Origin of the sequence: Marinobacterium sp. xm-a-127, assembly GCF_013283425.1 — a bacterium.
Classification (GTDB): Bacteria; Pseudomonadota; Gammaproteobacteria; order Pseudomonadales; family Balneatricaceae; genus Marinobacterium_E.
Genome location: NZ_WBYH01000001.1, coordinates 450745 through 468492, shown reverse-complemented (window position 1 = coordinate 468492; position 17748 = coordinate 450745). Strand labels below are relative to the sequence as shown.

The 17748-nt window shown below is 50.5% G+C and carries 16 protein-coding genes; 1 reads left to right on the top strand and 15 read right to left on the bottom strand.

Translation table 11 applies throughout. The features are described from left to right. The first annotated feature begins 13 nt into the window (after positions 1-13). Complete coding sequence (mnmC, locus tag XMA127_RS02250; RefSeq protein WP_173483864.1) at positions 14-1981, top strand: bifunctional tRNA (5-methylaminomethyl-2-thiouridine)(34)-methyltransferase MnmD/FAD-dependent 5-carboxymethylaminomethyl-2-thiouridine(34) oxidoreductase MnmC; 1968 nt, start codon at positions 14-16, stop codon at positions 1979-1981. A gap of 45 nt (positions 1982-2026) precedes the next feature. Here mnmC and XMA127_RS02245 read toward each other — a convergent pair whose 3' ends face one another. The 15 genes from XMA127_RS02245 to XMA127_RS02175 all read right to left on the bottom strand — a co-directional run bounded on the left by XMA127_RS02245 (position 2027) and on the right by XMA127_RS02175 (position 17740). After that, entirely contained in the window at positions 2027-2278 is a 252-nt protein-coding gene (locus XMA127_RS02245; RefSeq protein WP_371731417.1) for a YheU family protein, read from the bottom strand. Next, positions 2278-4605 (bottom strand): NAD-dependent DNA ligase LigA, encoded by a 2328-nt coding sequence (gene ligA / locus XMA127_RS02240; RefSeq protein WP_173483863.1) that lies wholly within the window; start codon positions 4603-4605, stop codon positions 2278-2280. The genes XMA127_RS02245 and ligA overlap by 1 nt, the downstream gene beginning before the upstream one ends. A gap of 11 nt (positions 4606-4616) precedes the next feature. After that, positions 4617-6182 carry a cell division protein ZipA C-terminal FtsZ-binding domain-containing protein gene (locus XMA127_RS02235; RefSeq protein WP_173498875.1) on the bottom strand — a complete coding sequence of 522 codons (1566 nt, stop codon included), beginning with the start codon at positions 6180-6182 and terminating at the stop codon, positions 4617-4619. 46 nt (positions 6183-6228) lie between these two features. Continuing rightward, complete coding sequence (gene ccmI / locus XMA127_RS02230; RefSeq protein WP_173482865.1) at positions 6229-7476, bottom strand: c-type cytochrome biogenesis protein CcmI; 1248 nt, start codon at positions 7474-7476, stop codon at positions 6229-6231. Further along, positions 7476-7937, bottom strand: coding sequence for a cytochrome c-type biogenesis protein (locus tag XMA127_RS02225; RefSeq protein WP_173480390.1), 462 nt, complete (start codon positions 7935-7937; stop codon positions 7476-7478). Before XMA127_RS02225 ends, ccmI begins: the two co-directional genes overlap by 1 nt. Next, on the bottom strand, positions 7934-8467 hold the full coding sequence (locus tag XMA127_RS02220; protein ID WP_173480389.1) for a DsbE family thiol:disulfide interchange protein: 534 nt from the start codon (positions 8465-8467) through the stop codon (positions 7934-7936). Before XMA127_RS02220 ends, XMA127_RS02225 begins: the two co-directional genes overlap by 4 nt. A 9-nt stretch (positions 8468-8476) precedes the next feature. Next, positions 8477-10438, bottom strand: coding sequence for a heme lyase CcmF/NrfE family subunit (locus XMA127_RS02215; RefSeq protein WP_173483861.1), 1962 nt, complete (start codon positions 10436-10438; stop codon positions 8477-8479). Then, positions 10435-10896: a cytochrome c maturation protein CcmE gene (gene ccmE, locus XMA127_RS02210; protein ID WP_173480387.1), complete on the bottom strand. Its 462-nt coding sequence runs from the start codon at positions 10894-10896 to the stop codon at positions 10435-10437. The genes XMA127_RS02215 and ccmE overlap by 4 nt, the downstream gene beginning before the upstream one ends. Further along, positions 10893-11072 carry a heme exporter protein CcmD gene (gene ccmD / locus XMA127_RS02205; protein ID WP_173480386.1) on the bottom strand — a complete coding sequence of 60 codons (180 nt, stop codon included), beginning with the start codon at positions 11070-11072 and terminating at the stop codon, positions 10893-10895. The genes ccmE and ccmD overlap by 4 nt, the downstream gene beginning before the upstream one ends. Before the next feature lie 55 nt (positions 11073-11127). Next, positions 11128-11877 (bottom strand): heme ABC transporter permease CcmC, encoded by a 750-nt coding sequence (gene ccmC / locus XMA127_RS02200; protein ID WP_173480385.1) that lies wholly within the window; start codon positions 11875-11877, stop codon positions 11128-11130. Positions 11878-11882: 5 nt separating this feature from the next. Beyond that, complete coding sequence (ccmB, locus tag XMA127_RS02195; RefSeq protein ID WP_173480384.1) at positions 11883-12563, bottom strand: heme exporter protein CcmB; 681 nt, start codon at positions 12561-12563, stop codon at positions 11883-11885. Then, a complete protein-coding gene (gene ccmA / locus XMA127_RS02190) occupies positions 12563-13213 on the bottom strand; it encodes a cytochrome c biogenesis heme-transporting ATPase CcmA (RefSeq protein ID WP_173483860.1) in 651 nt (216 codons plus the stop codon). The genes ccmB and ccmA overlap by 1 nt, the downstream gene beginning before the upstream one ends. Positions 13214-13292: 79 nt before the next feature. Beyond that, the gene (locus XMA127_RS02185) at positions 13293-13913 is read right to left on the bottom strand and encodes a 3'-5' exonuclease (protein WP_173480382.1); all 621 of its coding nucleotides are present in this window, start codon (positions 13911-13913) and stop codon (positions 13293-13295) included. Between the two features lie 40 nt (positions 13914-13953). Then, a complete protein-coding gene (locus XMA127_RS02180) occupies positions 13954-15780 on the bottom strand; it encodes a DUF294 nucleotidyltransferase-like domain-containing protein (RefSeq protein ID WP_173483859.1) in 1827 nt (608 codons plus the stop codon). A gap of 244 nt (positions 15781-16024) precedes the next feature. Beyond that, a complete protein-coding gene (locus XMA127_RS02175) occupies positions 16025-17740 on the bottom strand; it encodes a sodium:solute symporter family protein (protein ID WP_173482870.1) in 1716 nt (571 codons plus the stop codon). Positions 17741-17748 lie beyond the last annotated feature (8 nt).

Genomic DNA, 17748 nt, shown 5'->3' with positions numbered 1-17748 from the left:
TCAAAAGGTTGCTGTGACCGATAAAAAGATTGAACACGCCCAGCTGAACTGGCGTGACGAACAACCCGAGTCGACTCAGTTTGGTGATATCTACTTCAGTGTTGAAGATGGTATCGCCGAGACTGAGCATGTGTTCATTCAATCCAATCAGCTTCCAGAGAGACTAGCATCACTCGACAAGCCAATGTTCACCATTGGTGAAACCGGATTTGGTACCGGACTTAATTTCCTAGTAGCTCGTCACCATTTTTTAACGACGGCTAAACCGCAGCAAACACTGCACTTCATCAGTTGTGAAAAGTACCCAATGCGCCTCGCTGATCTTAAGCGCGCATTGACACCCATTGGTGCAAAAGAGCCGTTCGCAGAGGGCGTTGATCAACTGGTGAGGCTATGGCCTGCTGCTCTACCTGGGTTTCACCAATTAAGCTTCGACAACGGGAGAATTCAGTTATGGCTCCTATTCGGCGATGCAGCCCAACAACTGTCGCAGATCGACGCCAGAGTGGATGCATGGTTCTTAGATGGGTTCGCTCCGTCAAAAAACCCTGAGATGTGGCACGAAGGTCTGTTTAAACAGCTGGCCAGATTGAGCAGTGAGAACACCAGTTTTGCGACTTTTACTTCTGCCGGCATCGTTAAACGAGGCCTGCAATCGGTGGGTTTTGAGATCAAAAAGATTCCTGGATTCGGCCGAAAGCGAGAGATGATTCACGGCCAATTTATTCAGGCCAGAGATTCACAGTCGCAGACTAAGCCATGGTTAGCTCGCCCGACTGCTCAAGAGAGAGGCAAAAACTGCGCTGTCATCGGGGCTGGGCTTGCCGGTGCTAGCGTTGCTCACGCATTAGCTGAGCGGGGCATAGAGGTTGATCTCTATGAGCGAGCACCGAAACCCGCAACGGGCGGCTCCGGTAACCCACAAGGGGCGCTCTATGCCAAGTTACCGGCGGTGCCGACTGCGGCATCCCGCGTCCACGCCAACGGCCTGCAGTTCACCGTCAATCAACTCAAGGCATTAAACCTTGATGACCAACAGCACGCCGATCTGTGTGGGGTGTTACAGCTCGCTGTCAGTGAAAAAGATCAAAAACTGCAGCAGAAGTTGATCGAAGCAAACAACTACCCTGAGTCGCTGGTTAAACGGGTATCTGCAGAAGAGGCGTCTGAACTGGCAGGTACCGTCACAGAACATTCAGCACTCTATTTTCCAGACGCGGGTTGGGCATCGCCTCCTAAACTGGTCGACTATCTACTCAAACATGACAATATTCGCAGCCACTTTAACTGCCCCATTGAAACCCTTGAGCGTGACGGCAGCCAATGGCTAATCAACGGTGAAGCCTATTCACAGGTGGTTATCTGCAGTGCGTATGAGACAGAGCTACTAACAGGGTTAGCGAAGCTTGATCTGAAGCCTATTCGTGGCCAGACCAGCTGGTGCTCATCCGAAGAGACACCGAACTTAAAAACCGTGGTGTGCGGTGAGGGGTACATTTCACCGGCTCTGAATGGACAGTACTGTTTTGGCGCCTCATTTAAGGTGAATGACACTAGTCAGGATCTGAAACAGGCAGAGCACCAACACAACTTAGATCTTCTTGAACGGGCGCTGCCTGAGCTGTCTGAATCGGTGCAAAACAGAGAACTCTCTGGACGAGCATCGCAGCGAGCAGGGACTCGCGACTACCTGCCGATGGTCGGGGCTTTGTGTGATACAGAGAAATTGGTTGAGCAGTACCAGCGCTTAAGTGTCGATGCCAGTACAGAGTTCAATGACACAGCGCCTTGGCTTGAGGGGCTCTATGTCAGTGTGGGGCATGGCTCTAAAGGGTTGATCACCTGCCCTATCGCAGCGGAGATCATTGCCGCGCAAATCACCCACCAGCCCTACCCCTTAGAGCAGGAGTTGGTGGATATCTTATCGCCACAGCGATTTGCGATCCGCGATCTGATTAGAGCGGCTCATTCAAAAGGCTAATGCGAACCGCTAGTAAGCTTGAGCCAGGTTTAATCAGCTAATCGCTTATTCTGAGGCTTGCTCTGCGTTCTGCTGCTGAATCTTGGCAAGATCTTCAGCAGGGATAATGGTTGTGGTCTCGGTTTTACTGTCGAACATGATCAGCGCTTTACCGGTAAGGATCTGCTCTCTCACCTCTTCGACACGCTCTTCAAGACTCACTTCCTGTTCACCGTAGTCTGTCCCATCACGGGTAACAAACTCTTCGATCATGCCACGTAGGGCATCATCCGAAAGCATATTCGCTGGAACAATCACTACACTCTTCCTAACAACTGGTTAAATTCATTTTCATCTAGCACGCGGATGCCCAACTGCTCTGCTTTGGCCAATTTGGACCCAGCACCGGGTCCTGCGACCACCGCATCCGTTTTGGACGAGACACTGCCAGAGACCTTCGCACCCATCTCTTGAAGAAGCGCTTTCGCTTCACTGCGTCCCATAGTTTCAAGCGTACCAGTAAGCACCCAAGTCTGCCCTTCTAATGGCGCACTGGCGTCGCTGACCCTTCTCTCAGAGTACCAATGCATACCGAACTCAATCAGCTGCGTTTCAAAACGCTGCAACTGTTGGCACCAAGTCTCATCTTGGATCGCTTCTAGGACGCCAGCTGCCGCACGACTACTCAATTTAGGCACAGCTTTAAGCGCATCTTCATCTGCAGCCAAAAGCGCTTCGACTGTTTCAAAATGGGCTGCCAAAGCCTTAGCACCGGTCGCTGCTACACCTTTAATGTTAGACCCCTCAATCAGCTCAGCAAAGCTGACACTGGCCTGCAGCTTGGCGGCAATCTGCTCCTGCTCTTCCAGTTGAATGCCTAACGACAGGAGATCATCCAGAACCTTCTGGTTATGTTCCTCCGCCATAAAGTGGGTAATCTCATGGGCTACTTCCAGACCAATATCTGGAAGAAGGGTCAACGTACGAGACTGCGCCTGACGAATTCGTTCAAGCGTCCCCAAACTTAGCGCTAAAGTTCGAGCCGTCTCTTCCCCTACTTCAGGAATACCGAGGGCATAGATAAAGCGAGCTAGAGAGATGGTTTTAGACTGACCGACCGCATCGATCAGGTTTTGCGCTGACAGCTCAGCATATCCCTCTAGGGTTAACACCTGATCTTTGGTCAGTCTAAACAGATCCGCAGGTGATTTAACCAGCTCACGATCCACCAGTTGTTCAATCGCCTTGTCGCCCAGACCATCAATATCGAGCGCTTTACGAGAGACGAAGTGGATCAACGCCTGCTTCAACTGGGCACTGCAACTGAGGCGCCCAACACAACGGTAGACCGAACCTTCGACCTTCTGCTCCTGTCCTTTGCTGCGCTTAACGAGCTGCACACGCTCCACCTCAGAGCCACACACAGGACAAGCAGAAGGGATAGCAATCGGTTGTTCATCACCGGTGCGACGATCGGTTGCCACTTTGACGATTTGCGGAATAACATCACCTGCGCGGCGAATAACAACCCAATCCCCTACTTTCGCATCCAGTCGCGCGATCTCGTCCATGTTGTGTAGGGTGGCATTACTGACCGTGACTCCACCGACGAATACGGGTTCTAAACGAGCAACAGGGGTCACAGCACCTGTACGGCCAACTTGGAAATCAACATCGAGAAGCTGTGTCACCTCCTCTTGGGCAGGGTACTTAAACGCCGTAGCCCAGCGAGGATCACGTGAGCGGAAACCTAGGGTCTCTTGCACCTCTCGCGAATCGCACTTCAATACCACGCCATCTATGTCATAAGGGAGAGCGTCACGTTTAGCACCCAGAGCCTCGATGTAGTCGAAACAGGCATCCGCGCCCTCAACACGAGCGATTTGATCACTGATCTTGAGGCCCCAGCTATTAATTAACTGCAAGGTCTCATAGTAACTATCAGGCAGCTCATCGGAACCAACGCCCGTTCCATAACAGCAGAAGGTCAAAGGACGACTGGCGGTAATCGATGGGTCGAGCTGACGCAGGCTGCCTGCTGCAGCATTACGCGGATTCACAAAGCTCTTTTGACCCGTCTCACGAGCCTGTTGATTGAGCGCTTCAAACCCAGCCCGCGGCATATAGACCTCGCCACGCACTTCAATACGCTCTGGCCAACCCGCTCCCATCAATTTCAGAGGGACACTTTGGATGGTGCGTACGTTGCTGGTGATATCCTCACCGGTAGAGCCATCACCACGGGTCGCTGCTCTAACCAAAAAGCCATTCTCATAGAGGATGCTGACGGCCAGACCATCCAGTTTGGGTTCAAGCGTAATCGCCAGCGAGGCATCGCTGTCCAACCCCTCTTGAGCACGACGGTAGAATGCATGAACGTCATCACGATTGAACTGGTTGCTCAGACTCAGCATAGGGATCTCGTGTACCACTTCAGCGAAGCCACCCTCGGGTTTAGCGCCGACACGTTGAGTTGGCGAATCCGCGGTAACTAGCTCAGGGTGGTCTGCTTCGAGTGCTTCGAGTTGGCGATAGAGGTGGTCATACTCAGCATCCGTGACCGAGGGGTCATCGAGTACATAATAGCGATAGGCGTGCTGTTGGAGCTGCTCTCTGAGCTCCAGAATCTGTTGTTCAATCGACATAAGGTTTGGACTTATTTGGATTTGCGAGTACGACGGCTCTTAGCGCGTGAACGAAGCTTGTAGGCCTTCACCAACTCACGATAGTGCTCCTGAGTTTGGGGACGCATCACTGAACGATCACTGTCGAGCATCTCGCCACCCAGTGCCTTAGCCAGAGTCTCCGCCGTGGCCAACATGCAATCAACCGCGTAGGAAGGATCACGTGGTTCGGTCATCGACATAAAGAAGGTGACCGCAGGCGTCTCATGGTCAGCCAAGGTCTCTATATTGAATGAGCCAGGTTCACCCACATCACTCATGGTAAATTGAATCGGTGAGTGATCACTGTTGTCTTCGAAACGATGGAAAAGATCCATCTGACCAAACTCCATACCACAGCGTTCAACCACGGTTTGAATATGAGCACCCGACAGGGAGCCACCCTTGGGTGCAACAACAAAGACAACCAAGCGGGTTTCTGGATCACTGAGGTCAAGTTCACGGAACTGTCGTCCGGTCGATGGAGATGCAGCGGCGACTGCAGCCTCTTGAGTCTCGGAGTCCTGTATCGCTTCAGCCTGGTCGATCAGCTCAGGCTCTTCGATCTCTGGCAGCGAGCTCACCAGTGATTCAATATCCTCAAGCGGTTCATCAACGGCATCCACATTAGGCTCAAGGAGCTGATCGAACTCACTGGCCTCTGGTTCCGGCTTTTTGGCAGGTGATTTGCGTTTACGAGCCGGTTTCTCTTTTTTGGCGCCCGCATCGACCAACTCATGAATTGGGCGATCAAGATCTAGGCCAAATAGGTCATCGACGTGACCGACAGGTTGTTCTGCAACGGGTTCAGCCTCTGGCTCTGGCTCTGGCTCTGGCTCTGGCTCTGGCTCTGGCTCTGGCTCTGCAGTCTGTTCGACTGTAATCTCTTGTTCAAGCGCCTCTTCAGGTGACTCGTCAGCAATTTCAACTTCAGGTGCTGCGGGCTCTTCCTGAACGGCTTCCTCTTGGATTGCCTCTTCTTGGACAGACTCTTCTAGAACGGCTTCTTCGATGGGTTGCTCAAGCGTTTCTTCAGGCTCAGTGCTATCTTCAGGCTCAGGACTGCTCTCAAGCTCAGGGCTGTTCTCAGACTCAGGGCTGTCAATAGAGAGCGTCGGCTCACTGGGCTTAAGATTGGTTTTGCGAGGAGCCGATACGATACCTTCATCCGATAGGCTATCAAATGGATCGGGCTCAAGATCATCGACTCGAAGATCAGCGAGAGGGTCATCAATCACTGGCTCAGCTTCAACAGAGGATTGTTCAGGCTGCGCCGTTAGACTATCAAGTGGGTCTTCAGTTTGACTGGCTTGCTGAGCTTCGGCTGCCATTAAGGCATCGATATCGGGGCGCTCAACTTTGCGCTTTACTCGAGCACCCCCGTTAGGCAGTTCAGGATTATGTTTATCGGCAATTTCATCAGTGTCAGTCGATTCAGAGGAGGGATCGATCTTCATGCGGATTCGATTGGAGCCACCGCTGATACGTCGCCATCCATCGACAAGGATAAGCAGAATCAGCACGGCACCTGCCGCCATCAACCAATCTCTTAACTCCATTAAACGCTATCCTTGAACCACTGAAATTTATGCTTTTTGTAAACCCCTACTTTACAACTTCAGAGACCACTATTTCTAGTGGTTGAGACAAACCTTTTGTAGGTATATCAGTGATTTCCGCAATCATATCGCCTGGCTGTGGAGTCACATCACCACTGAGGCTGATTCGGGCGCTGACTGAAACGGTCTCATAACCCGATAGACGGGCTTGAGGTGTCATCGCATTGGCATCACTTAACACCAACTCAACCGGCAAATCGGCCGCCGTTAAACGCACACCTGCCAGTGGCATACCACCCTCTAAAGGACGCGCAACAATGAAGACTGGCGTCTCTGCTGGTACATTAGCGAGCAGTTCAGCAGCCACTGAAACTTTTACGGGTATAGCCGCCATCGCAGGCATTTCGATATCGCTGACATCTTCACCCAAGGCGATTAACTCATTTCGAGCACGCTCAACGCCATTCTGTAACGACTGAGCAGAAGCACCATCGGCATTGATTAGCGCTGTTGACCAGAAGCCAATCGCATCGCGATAGGCCTTACGCTCAAAGGCATCGATTCCCAAAATGCCTAGTGCTGTGATTTCGAACGGTTCCGCCGCTAGCGTTTTATCAACTTGGTCACGAACTTCAGGCGTCATGCCACCGGCAACGAAGAACATAGACTGAGCCAACTGCCCCATCACTGTCGCGTACTGAACATCCTGAGGCGTGAGGTAGGCTAAGGTATTTTGATAAGCCTCTAACGCACCCTGATAATCTTGTTGGCCCATCAGCGTGCTGGCTAACAGATACCAACCTTCTGGGTTTGCGGGTTGTAGCTCCAGCTCTTTACGCAGCTGATCAATCGCTTCTTGCAGCGTGGGCTGACGACCATCAAATGGATCTTCAGACATGTTCAGTGCCACTTCTAGCGCTGGTGCACTACCGACTTTGGCGTAAAGCCCTAATGAAGCAACCACCACCACTAACGCGATAAAAGAGGCAGCCATAAACTGTTTAGTTGAGATCGATTCGGAACTGAGCGAACGACTCTCCGTGCTGGCATCAATCAGCAAGTTCTTTTCAAGCTCTGTTTTAAGAACGGCAAAGTCCTCTTGTGACAATGATCCCGATGCGACCTCTTGCTCCAACTCCTGAAGACGATCTTTAAAGACTTCGACGTTATCGCGTTGCGGGTCAGAGGTAACGACCGTATCGACTTTATCTTTGAACTGTTTCCAAACCGGGTAGATAACAAACAGAATTGCTACGACCGATAACAGCGCAATACCCAACCACAAATACAACATTACTCTTTATCCTGTTTTAAAAGCGCATCGAGACGTGCCTGATCATCAGAGCTTAGCGCTGCCTCGCTCACTTTTCGACGCGAACGGCGCTGCCATACAACCGCTAAAATCACTAACACACCAAAGCCCAATACTAAAAACGGCCCATTCCATAGCAACCAAGTCTGACTGTTCATTTTGGGGCGGTAGAGAACAAATTCCCCGTAGCGAGTCACCATAAAATCGATAATCGACTCATCTTCAGCCCCCTCATCGATCATGCGAAACACCTCGGTGCGTAGGTCTTTTGCGATGGGGGAGTCCGAATCGGCAATATTCTGGTTTTGACACTTAGGGCAACGCAGTTCAGCCGCTAAAGCATGAAAACGCTTCTCATCTTCCACTGATTTGAAGTTGTGGGTATCAATGGCTGCGAAGCTGGAGCTCGACAATAGAACCAACAGAAACAGTGCGCGAATCATGAAGCTTCACCCTTGATCGTCTCAATGACGGACGAGAGATCCTGCCAAACTGTTGCATCCACCGCACCAACATGACGGTAACGAATAACACCCTGCTGATCGATCACGTAGGTCTCTGGAGCACCGTAGACCCCTAGATCCAATCCGAGACGACCTTGGGGGTCAAAAACAACCTCTTTGTAAGGGTCTAGATAGCGACGTAACCAATCATTCGCTTTGGTTAAATCGTCTTTATAGTTGATGCCATAAATGGTGACACCCTGGCTGGCCAACTGATTAAGGAAGGCGTGCTCCTCTTTGCAGGTGGGACACCAAGTAGCCCAGACATTAACCAGTGCGATATCGCCTTTAAAATCGTCCACCGTCAGCTTGCGACTTGGATCAGTAACAGAGGTCAACTCAAACTCAGGCATCGGCTTGTTCAACAGTGCCGATGGCAGTTCACGCGGGTCTAGGTATAGACCCTTCCAAAGAAAGAAGCCTAAACCGATAAAGAGCGCCAGCGGTGCAAATAGAAACAGTTTCTTCATGACGACTCCTTAGGCCAATTTCGCATCGCGCTGCGACATCTTACGGTAACGTTTGTCCATCGCCGCAAGGAAACCGCCAAAAGTCATCAACAGACCGCCCAACCAGAGCCAGCGAACATAGGGCTTAAACTGCAGACGAATCGCCCAAGCACCATCCTCTAGAGGCTCACCCAGTGCCACATAGAGATCTCTGAATAGACCCGCATCAATCGACGCTTCGGTCATCACGTTGCCACGGGCAGTATAGAGACGCTTCTCGGGTGTCATGACTTCGTAGAGTTGACCATCCTGGTAGACGTTGATGACACCCTTGTCAGAGGTGTAGTTAGGTCCTTCAACGTGCTCGATACCTTTAAATTCAAAGACATATTGTCCAACCTCTTGGCGATCACCGGGCGCCATACGCAGATCACGATGTTCAGTAAACGCTGAGACCATCGCGATACCCACCGCAAGCACTGCCATACCCAAGTGTGCCAAATGCATACCCCAGTAAGCACGAGGTAGTTTCTTCAGAGAGGCAAAGAGTGAACCTGAACGCTTACCGGCACGATCGTATAGATCGACCAGTGCACAGAAGACGATCCAGTAGGCCAAGATAATGCCCACATAAGTCCAGTGATCCCAACCCTCGCCACCACGAATCATCATGGTTGCGACGCCAAAGACGACGGCAAGCACTAAAGGACCGATCAGACGTTTGAGCAGTTGAGATGCATCGGTTTGACGCCAGCGCACCAGCGCGCCGACACCCAGAGCCACCATCAGCAGAGCGCCTAGAGGAACCGTCAAAGCATTGAAGTAGGGAGGTCCAACCGACATTTTACCCATGCCCAGAGCATCAATTAGCAGAGGATAGAGGGTGCCTAGTAGCACAGTGAATGCGATGACTGTCAGTAGAACGTTGTTGACCAACAGCAGAGTTTCACGCGAGACCAAGGTAAAGCTAGAGTCACTCTTCACCTGAGCGGCACGAATGCCGTAGAGCAGAAGGGAACCCCCAATGGCCACTGCAAGCATGACCAGAATGTAGAAACCTCGTGCTGGATCCGATGCAAAGGCATGCACCGAGGTCAGAACGCCGGAACGAACTAAGAAGGTTCCTAACAGGCTGAGCGAGAAGGCAAAGATCGCAAGCAGTAGCGTCCAGCTTTTGAAGACACCACGTTTTTCAGTGACTGCCAGGCTGTGAATCAATGCAGTGCCAACTAGCCACGGCATCAATGACGCGTTTTCGACTGGATCCCAGAACCACCAGCCGCCCCAACCAAGTTCGTAGTAGGCCCACCAACTGCCTAGTGCAATACCCAGCGTCAGGAATGCCCAAGCAACGTTCGTCCATGGACGTGACCAGCGTGCCCAAGCGGCATCCATACGTCCGCTCAACAGGGCCGCAATAGCAAAGGCAAACGCAACTGAGAAGCCAACATAGCCCATGTAGAGCATTGGAGGGTGAACAATCAAACCAAAATCTTGAAGCAGTGGGTTAAGGTCTGCACCCTGTGCCGGAGAACGAGGTAAAAGACGCTCGAACGGGCTTGAGGTAAAGATGACGAACGACAGAAAACCGGTCGTAATGATGCCTAACACACCTAAAACGCGACCAATAATGTCCAACGGCAACGCTTTACTCTTCAGAGCAACGGCTAACGTCCAGCCAGCAAGGGTCAGTACCCAAAGTAGAAGAGACCCCTCATGACCACCCCATACTGCACTGACACGGTAGTACCAAGGTAGGGCCGTATTAGAGTTATTGGCAACGTACTCAACACTGAAGTCGTTGGTTAAGAAGGCGTAGACCAGAAAAGCAAAGGCCAGACCAACAAAAAAAGTTACACCGATCGTCAGCGGGCGAGCGTAGCTGACTAACAACAGGCTCGAACGCTGAGCACCTACCATCGGAACAACCGACAGCAGAATGCTTAAAAACATAGCTAAGATTAGAGAGTAGGTTCCCAGTTCGGCAATCACTTGTTGAACTCCTCTTTTGAAGGCATCGGCATCTTACCGCTCTTCTCTAACGCTTCTGCCACTTCAGGCGGCATGTAGTTTTCGTCATGCTTCGCAAGAACTTCAACGGCTTGCAGTGTGCCAGAGGCGTCAAGTTTACCCTGCGCAACAATGCCCTGCCCTTCACGGAACAGATCAGGAAGAATACCGCTGTACTCAATGGCAACCTTGTTCTCGTAGTCGGTCACCTCAAAGGTAACACGCAACGAGTTTGGATCGCGTTTCACACTGCCTTCAACGACCATGCCGCCGGCACGAATACGGGTGTCTGCAGGGGCTTCACCCTTGGCAATCTGAGTCGGAGAGTAGAATAGGTTAATGTTTTGACTCAGTGCATACATCGTCAGACCGATCGCGGCACTGGCGCCAAATACAATCATAAGAACAATGATTAATCGCTTTTTACGTTTTGGATTCATGACTTAACACTTTCACGTTGAATGCGGCGGCGAAGCGAACGACGAGTCTCGCGGCCTTGAATAATGGGCAGATAAAGGCAGAGTGCGATGGTCAGCAGACCCAGCCCATAACTTAACCAGACATACAGGCCATGACCGCCCATATTTAAAAAATCTGCAAAGGTTTCAAACGCCATAGTTCACCTAAAATTTGAGTTGGCTGTAAGGTAGTGTCATTTTCTGACGCAAACCTTAACTACCAAGAAGCTCTTTTACCCAGCCTGCACGGCGTTCGCGAGTTAAAATCTCATTACGAAGACGCAACATCATCGCTAGCCCAAACACTAAGTAGAGAGCGATCACCATCACCAGAAGTGGCATCCACATCTCAGCGGGCATGGCCGGTTTCTCTGTTATTTTAAAAGTGGCTGGCTGATGCAGTGTGTTCCACCACTCCACCGAGTATTTAATGATCGGAATGTTAACCAGACCCACTAACGCCAATACCGCCGTCGACTTAGCGGCTGTGGTTTCACTCTCAATAGCCGAGTTGAGCGCCATCACCCCCAAGTAGAGGAATAGAAGCACTAACATTGAGGTTAAACGCGCATCCCAAACCCACCAAGAGCCCCAGGTAGGCTTACCCCAAATAGCACCGGTTGCCAGAGCTAACACAGCGAGCGCAGCTCCCAGTGGCGCCACAGATTTGGCTACCATATCGGCCACTTTCATCTTCCAGATCAGGCCAATTGCACCGGCAATCGCCATCAACATATAGAAGCTCTGCGCCAGAATCGCCGTCGGTACATGCAGATAGATAATGCGGAAGCTATTGCCCTGCTGATAATCCGATGGCGCAAACGCTAGCCCCCACACCAGACCAATAACAAACAAAAGACCACCAATGGCCGCAAACCAGGGAATCAATTTACCGGTGATCGAGTAACACCAACGAGGTGATGCCAACTGATAGAACCAACGAGGTAACCAACTACTAGCCATAACTTTTATCCACTCACTGAAATTCGTAATGCCGCACCGGCTGCAATAGGCGCCAATGCCAATGCTAATGCCAACATAGCCCCCAACAGCGCCAGATAACCATCTAGGGGCAAACCTGTTACTGCTGCTTGTACGGCGCTAGAGCCAAAAATGAGCACCGGAATATACAAGGGCAAAACCAACAGAGAGATCAACACGCCACCACGACGCAGACCCACCGTCAGTGCTGCACCGATCGCACCGATCAGTGACAGCGTTGGAGTGCCCAACAACAGACTGAGCATCAACCCGGGCATCCCCTCCGAAGGCAAGAACAACATCACACCCAAAAGGGGTGCCACTAAAGTCAACGCCAAACCTGATAGCAACCAGTGAGCTAACACTTTGGATAGCACCACTAAAAAGACTGGCTGAGGTGATAGCAGCAACTGCTCTAACGAGCCATCTTCGTAGTCCGATTTAAACAGGGTCTCCATCGACAACAGTGTTGCCAAAAGAGCCGCTACCCAGACCAGACCGGGGGCTAACTGAGAGAGAAAATTCGGCTCTGGGCTAACTCCGATTGGAAAGAGTGACGCGACAATTAAAAAGAAGATCAGCGGATTCACCAGTTCGCTTTTGCGACGAAACGCGAGCGTAAGATCACGCTTAAAAGTCTGCTTAAACAGCTGTAGAGTGGAACTCATTATGACCACTCCCGTTGAGACGAGGCGAAGTGTTCAACATTGATGGTATGCAGAGGAATCTCTGCACTAAGATCCTGGTGCGTAGTCATAATGACACTGCCACCCGCTTGAATGTGCTCAACCATTAACGCCTCTTTCGCTGCCACACCAATTTTATCGATTGCTGTAAACGGCTCATCGAGTATCCAGAGTTTCGCTCTGCTCATATAGAGTTTTGCCAGTGCGATACGACGCTTCTGACCGGCGGACAGCTGATGCGCAGGAACATCTTCAAACCCTTTCAAACCAACACTTTCAAGTGCTTGTTGCGCTCGACTAGCATCCAGCGAGGGGTGTAATGCACACTGCCAATGCAGATTCTCCTCTGCCGTCAGCATGGCACTGACACCGGCTTGGTGACCTATGTATAGAAGTTCTGATAGGAATTGCTCTCGCACCTCATCCATTGGCTCACCACGCCAATAGAGCTCACCTTCATAGTGTGAGCTGAGGCCACACAAAATACTCAGTAGCGTCGTTTTACCGGAGCCATTGCGTCCTTCGACCTGCCAGATTTCACCTTCGGAGACAGTCAGCTGTAGCTGATCGAACAGAATACGATCATCGCGCTCACAAAATAGGGATTGGGCTGTTAAAAGCGCCTGCGCCACAAAGACTCCAAAAGGTTAGCAAATTACAATTCGCGAAATTATAACCTTATTACCATCTGTAGTCAGGTAGAGATAGCAGTTAAAGCGGAGTATCACCGTGCTTAAGACGGACATACATCAACGCCACTGATATTGCGTCACCTAAAGCCGTATGACGTTGAATCATTGGCATATTCAATTTGTCAGCAATAGTGTCGAACCGCAGGTCGACATCACCCCCAACGTGACGCCACTTAATGATGTCGTGATAGACATGTGATAGCTCGATCGCCTTATTAGGAAGACCAAAGCCAAACGCAGGACGCAAGAACTTATCGAGCATGCGAATATCGTAGTTGACGTAGTAGCCGAGGATGGGGCGATTACCGACAAACTCCAACACCTGCTCCAGCGCCTCCTCAATGGAGACACCGTCGGCCAGATCGGCTGCGCGGATTTTATGGATTTTGATCGATTCAGCCGTCAAATCAGCCGGTGGTTTCAATTTAATATCAAGACGATCACTGGTCTTTACGCGCTTACCTTTGATTTTGACGGCGCCAATCGACAGTATTGATGCCTCGCTGACATCAAGACTGGTTGTCTCACAATCTAACGAGACAACCTCATCACCCTCATACTGATCAAAAAGAGAGACCCAACGCGGATCTTTAACCGCACGTTTGTCTTTAAATTTGCGTATAGCACGAGGCAATATCATGTTTAACCAATATCCTTTTGGTTCAGAAGCAATATTCAGCTTAGCTCGACAGATGGAATCGGGACGTTAGTGATTTCTTAAAGCTTTTCACCACTAACAGAGCATCCCTTAACAACTCTCTATCCATTTTATTCAATTGTTGCAACTCAATGATATTAGGCGTTGGGTCAATACCATCCTCTGCCTGCTCTGCACGACGGATCTGCTGACGCAGACGAATGTTCACAAACAGACCTAGTGCTTCTGAGATATCTTTAGAGACACTCTCTTGCATTACCCCTGCATCGACCAGAGCCTCTAAACGCTCAAAGGTATTGGTAGCAAGGATTCTCTGTTCAAGCGCGAAGGTCCTTACGCCGTGAACAATGGGAAAGATCCCACCCTTCTTGATATCCAACTCTCCACGCTCTTTCAAATTACCAAAGAAGGTTAACGGTGTATCAAACTCAACCGCCGCCTTAGCAAAGTGCGAGAAGAACAGATCATTGTTACGCATCGTGCGTAGGAACCAGTTTCGAGCCACTTTAAACAGTGCCACGTTACCCGCGACCGGCTTGGCATCTACCGCAATCGCCAGTCGCATCTGGTCCTCCGGATCGCTACTCATCGACCAGTCCTGCAGCTTCTGGGTCCAGTCATCGACTGAATTGATCCACTCTGGATTAGACACCATGATATTGCCCGGACAAGGCGGGAAGCCAAACGAGATCAACGTCTCACTAAAGCGCTGCATGGTCTGTCGCTTTTCAGCCCAGTTAAGGCCATTACGGAAGATCAACGCGTTGTCTTGATCCGTCTTCATGATCTGCTCACCGCGACCTTCAGACCCCATCACAATCAAGCAGACGTGTGGCTGCATATCGGCCGGCACCACCAGATCAAACAGCTTAGCGATGATCCGTTTATTCATCGCCGCAAGAAGATCCATAGTAAAACGAATACGAACACCGGTAGAGATCAGCGCTTTGATGAGGTTGTTCAACCCTGTTGCTGCCTCTCTGAGATCCTCTATCGTACTGGCGCGTTCAAGACGCAGACCAATCACATGCGAGTGACTAGAGAAGTAGGAGAGCACGTCGGTCAGTTGCACCACGCCAACCAGGGTATCGCCCTCCATGACAACCACACGCTCGATCTGTTGCTGCGTCATAATGACCAAAGCGTTAAAAAGGAAGTCATCCGGCTTACAAGTGATCAATCGATAGGTCGCGATGGTCGCAACATCTTCATCAACCGACCCATCATTCAGTACGATGGCATTTAGGATATCGGTACCAGTCACCATACCAATTCGACTACCACGACGAACTAAGACTGAATCAGACTTAGTCTCACGCATCAACTGAGTGGACTCTTTAATGCTAGTCCCTTCATTAACGATCAGAGGGTCACGAACCACCGCCTCTTCTATCGTCGCCAGCATAAACTCAGCCATATCTTGGCCTTCGCCCTGCTGCGCGACGATCTCTGATTTCGCGGCTAGATTTTGTTGGAAGTAGTCGGCAAAACCGGGATTCGAGTCGATCAGCTCAAGCAGAATATCGATCGAGAATATATGACAGATTGTCTCCTCTTCGGCTGTGAAGTTATGAATGGCAGAACCATGCATCGCTGACCAACCACCAAAGTAGTCCTCATTCTCATAGTGCATAAAGACGTGCAGCATCTCATCATCTTCATCCTGAGGCTCACTCTCTGCAACGCGTCCACGAAAGACCACATAGACACCTTCTGACTGTTCACCCGCTTTGATGATCACTTCACCAGACTGGTAGTAGCCGATATCAAGATTGGAGCGCAAGAACTCCTGTTCGGACTCAGTCAGCAGGCTAAAAGGGAGATTCCCCATCTTAAAAGAATCAGGCATTGGACCCTCACTTCGGTCGTCGAATAATCAATTGAGTATTGCGCGTTTTAGAAAAAATTGCAGGAACTCAAATCAACTTTTTCTGAAAAGCGTCACGGTTTTAGTTTCACTAAATTCGTTCCTACAAAGTTAGGTTGTAGGAGGGAATTGGCGCGCAGCGACAAACCCCGACATCTATACAAAGCCACCATCGGCAATTAAAAAAGGCGCCCCGAAGGACGCCTTTCTCATTGTCAGCTAGCTCTTAGTGAGACTGAGCTGCGCCCGCACCACGTGGGATACGGATGTCTTCAACGATCTGCTGGATTTCAGCAGGTGGCTCAGCTGTCATAGAAGAGACAACTTTAGCCACAACGAAGTTCAGGATCATACCCACAGTACCGAAGCCCTCTGGAGAGATACCGAACCACATTTCGTCTTTAGTGCCGCCCATGAACTTGAAGTACACGATGTAAGCCATAGTCGATACGATACCAACGACCATACCAGCGACTGCACCTTGAGTGTTCATGCGCTTGCTGAAGATACCCATTAGGATCGCAGGGAATACAGAACATGCTGCTAGACCAAATGCCAATGCAACTACCTGTGCTACGAAGCCTGGAGGGTTAACACCGAAGTAACCGGCTACAAGAATCGCAACTACTGCCGCACCACGTGCGTATAGAAGCTCCTGCTTGTCGGTGATATTCGGATTGATGGTTTTCTTCATCAAGTCGTGCGAGATCGATGTCGAGATTACCAACAGAAGACCCGCTGCTGTTGATAGTGCCGCTGCCACCGCACCTGCTGCCACTAGAGCGATTACCCAAGCTGGAAGCTGAGCGATCTCTGGGTTAGCAAGTACCATGATGTCACGGTTAACTGTTAGCTCGTTTGCATCTGTTTTGCTGTAGAAAACAACGCCATCGTTGTTTTTGTCTTCCCACTTGATAAGACCAGTGTTTTCCCAACGAGCGAACCACTCAGGGATGTCTTCGTATTTAACACCCGTGTTAGCAACGCCAGAAGCCGCAGTTTCAGCAGTACCGTTTACAGTCTGGATTAGGTTTACGCGACCGAAGCCCGCAACACCTGGTACAGATGTGTAAAGGATAGCGATGAAGATAAGCGCCCAACCAGCTGAGATACGCGCATCTTTTACGCGAGGTACAGTGAAGAAGCGAACGATTACGTGAGGAAGACCAGCAGTACCACACATTAGTGCAGCCGTCATGAAGAATAGGTCAACCGTAGTTTTAGAACCTGCAGTGTACTGAGCAAAACCTAGCTCAACAGACAATGCATCCAGAGTCGCAAGTACTGACTGACCGCTCTCCAGAGTTGCACCTAGTGCAGTCTGTGGAAGGAAGTGACCAGTTACCTGAACTGATAGGAAGATCGCAGGAACCATGAATGCAAGAATCAATACACAGTACTGAGCAACCTGAGTGTAAGTAATACCCTTCATACCGCCTAGTACAGCGTAGAAGAATACGATCGCCATACCGATGATTACACCAGTATTGATGTCTACGTGTAGGTAACGTGAGAATACGATACCAACGCCGCGCATCTGGCCAGCTACGTATGTGAACGAGATGATGATGGTACAGATAACCGCAATCGTACGAGCAGTGTTGCTGTAGTAACGATCACCGATGAAGTCAGGCACTGTGAACTTACCAAACTTACGTAGGTAAGGTGCAAGTAGCATCGCTAGTAGTACGTAACCACCTGTCCAACCCATTAGGTAGGCAGAAGCATCACGACCGATGAACGATACGATACCCGCTAGTGAGATGAACGATGCAGCTGACATCCAGTCCGCAGCAGTCGCCATACCGTTTGCAACTGGTGGTACACCACCGCCTGCAACGTAGAACTCTTTAGTTGATCCGGCACGTGCCCAGATCGCAATACCAATGTAAAGGGCGAAAGAGCCACCTACAAATAGAAACGTTAACGCGTCAAGACTCATGATTTACT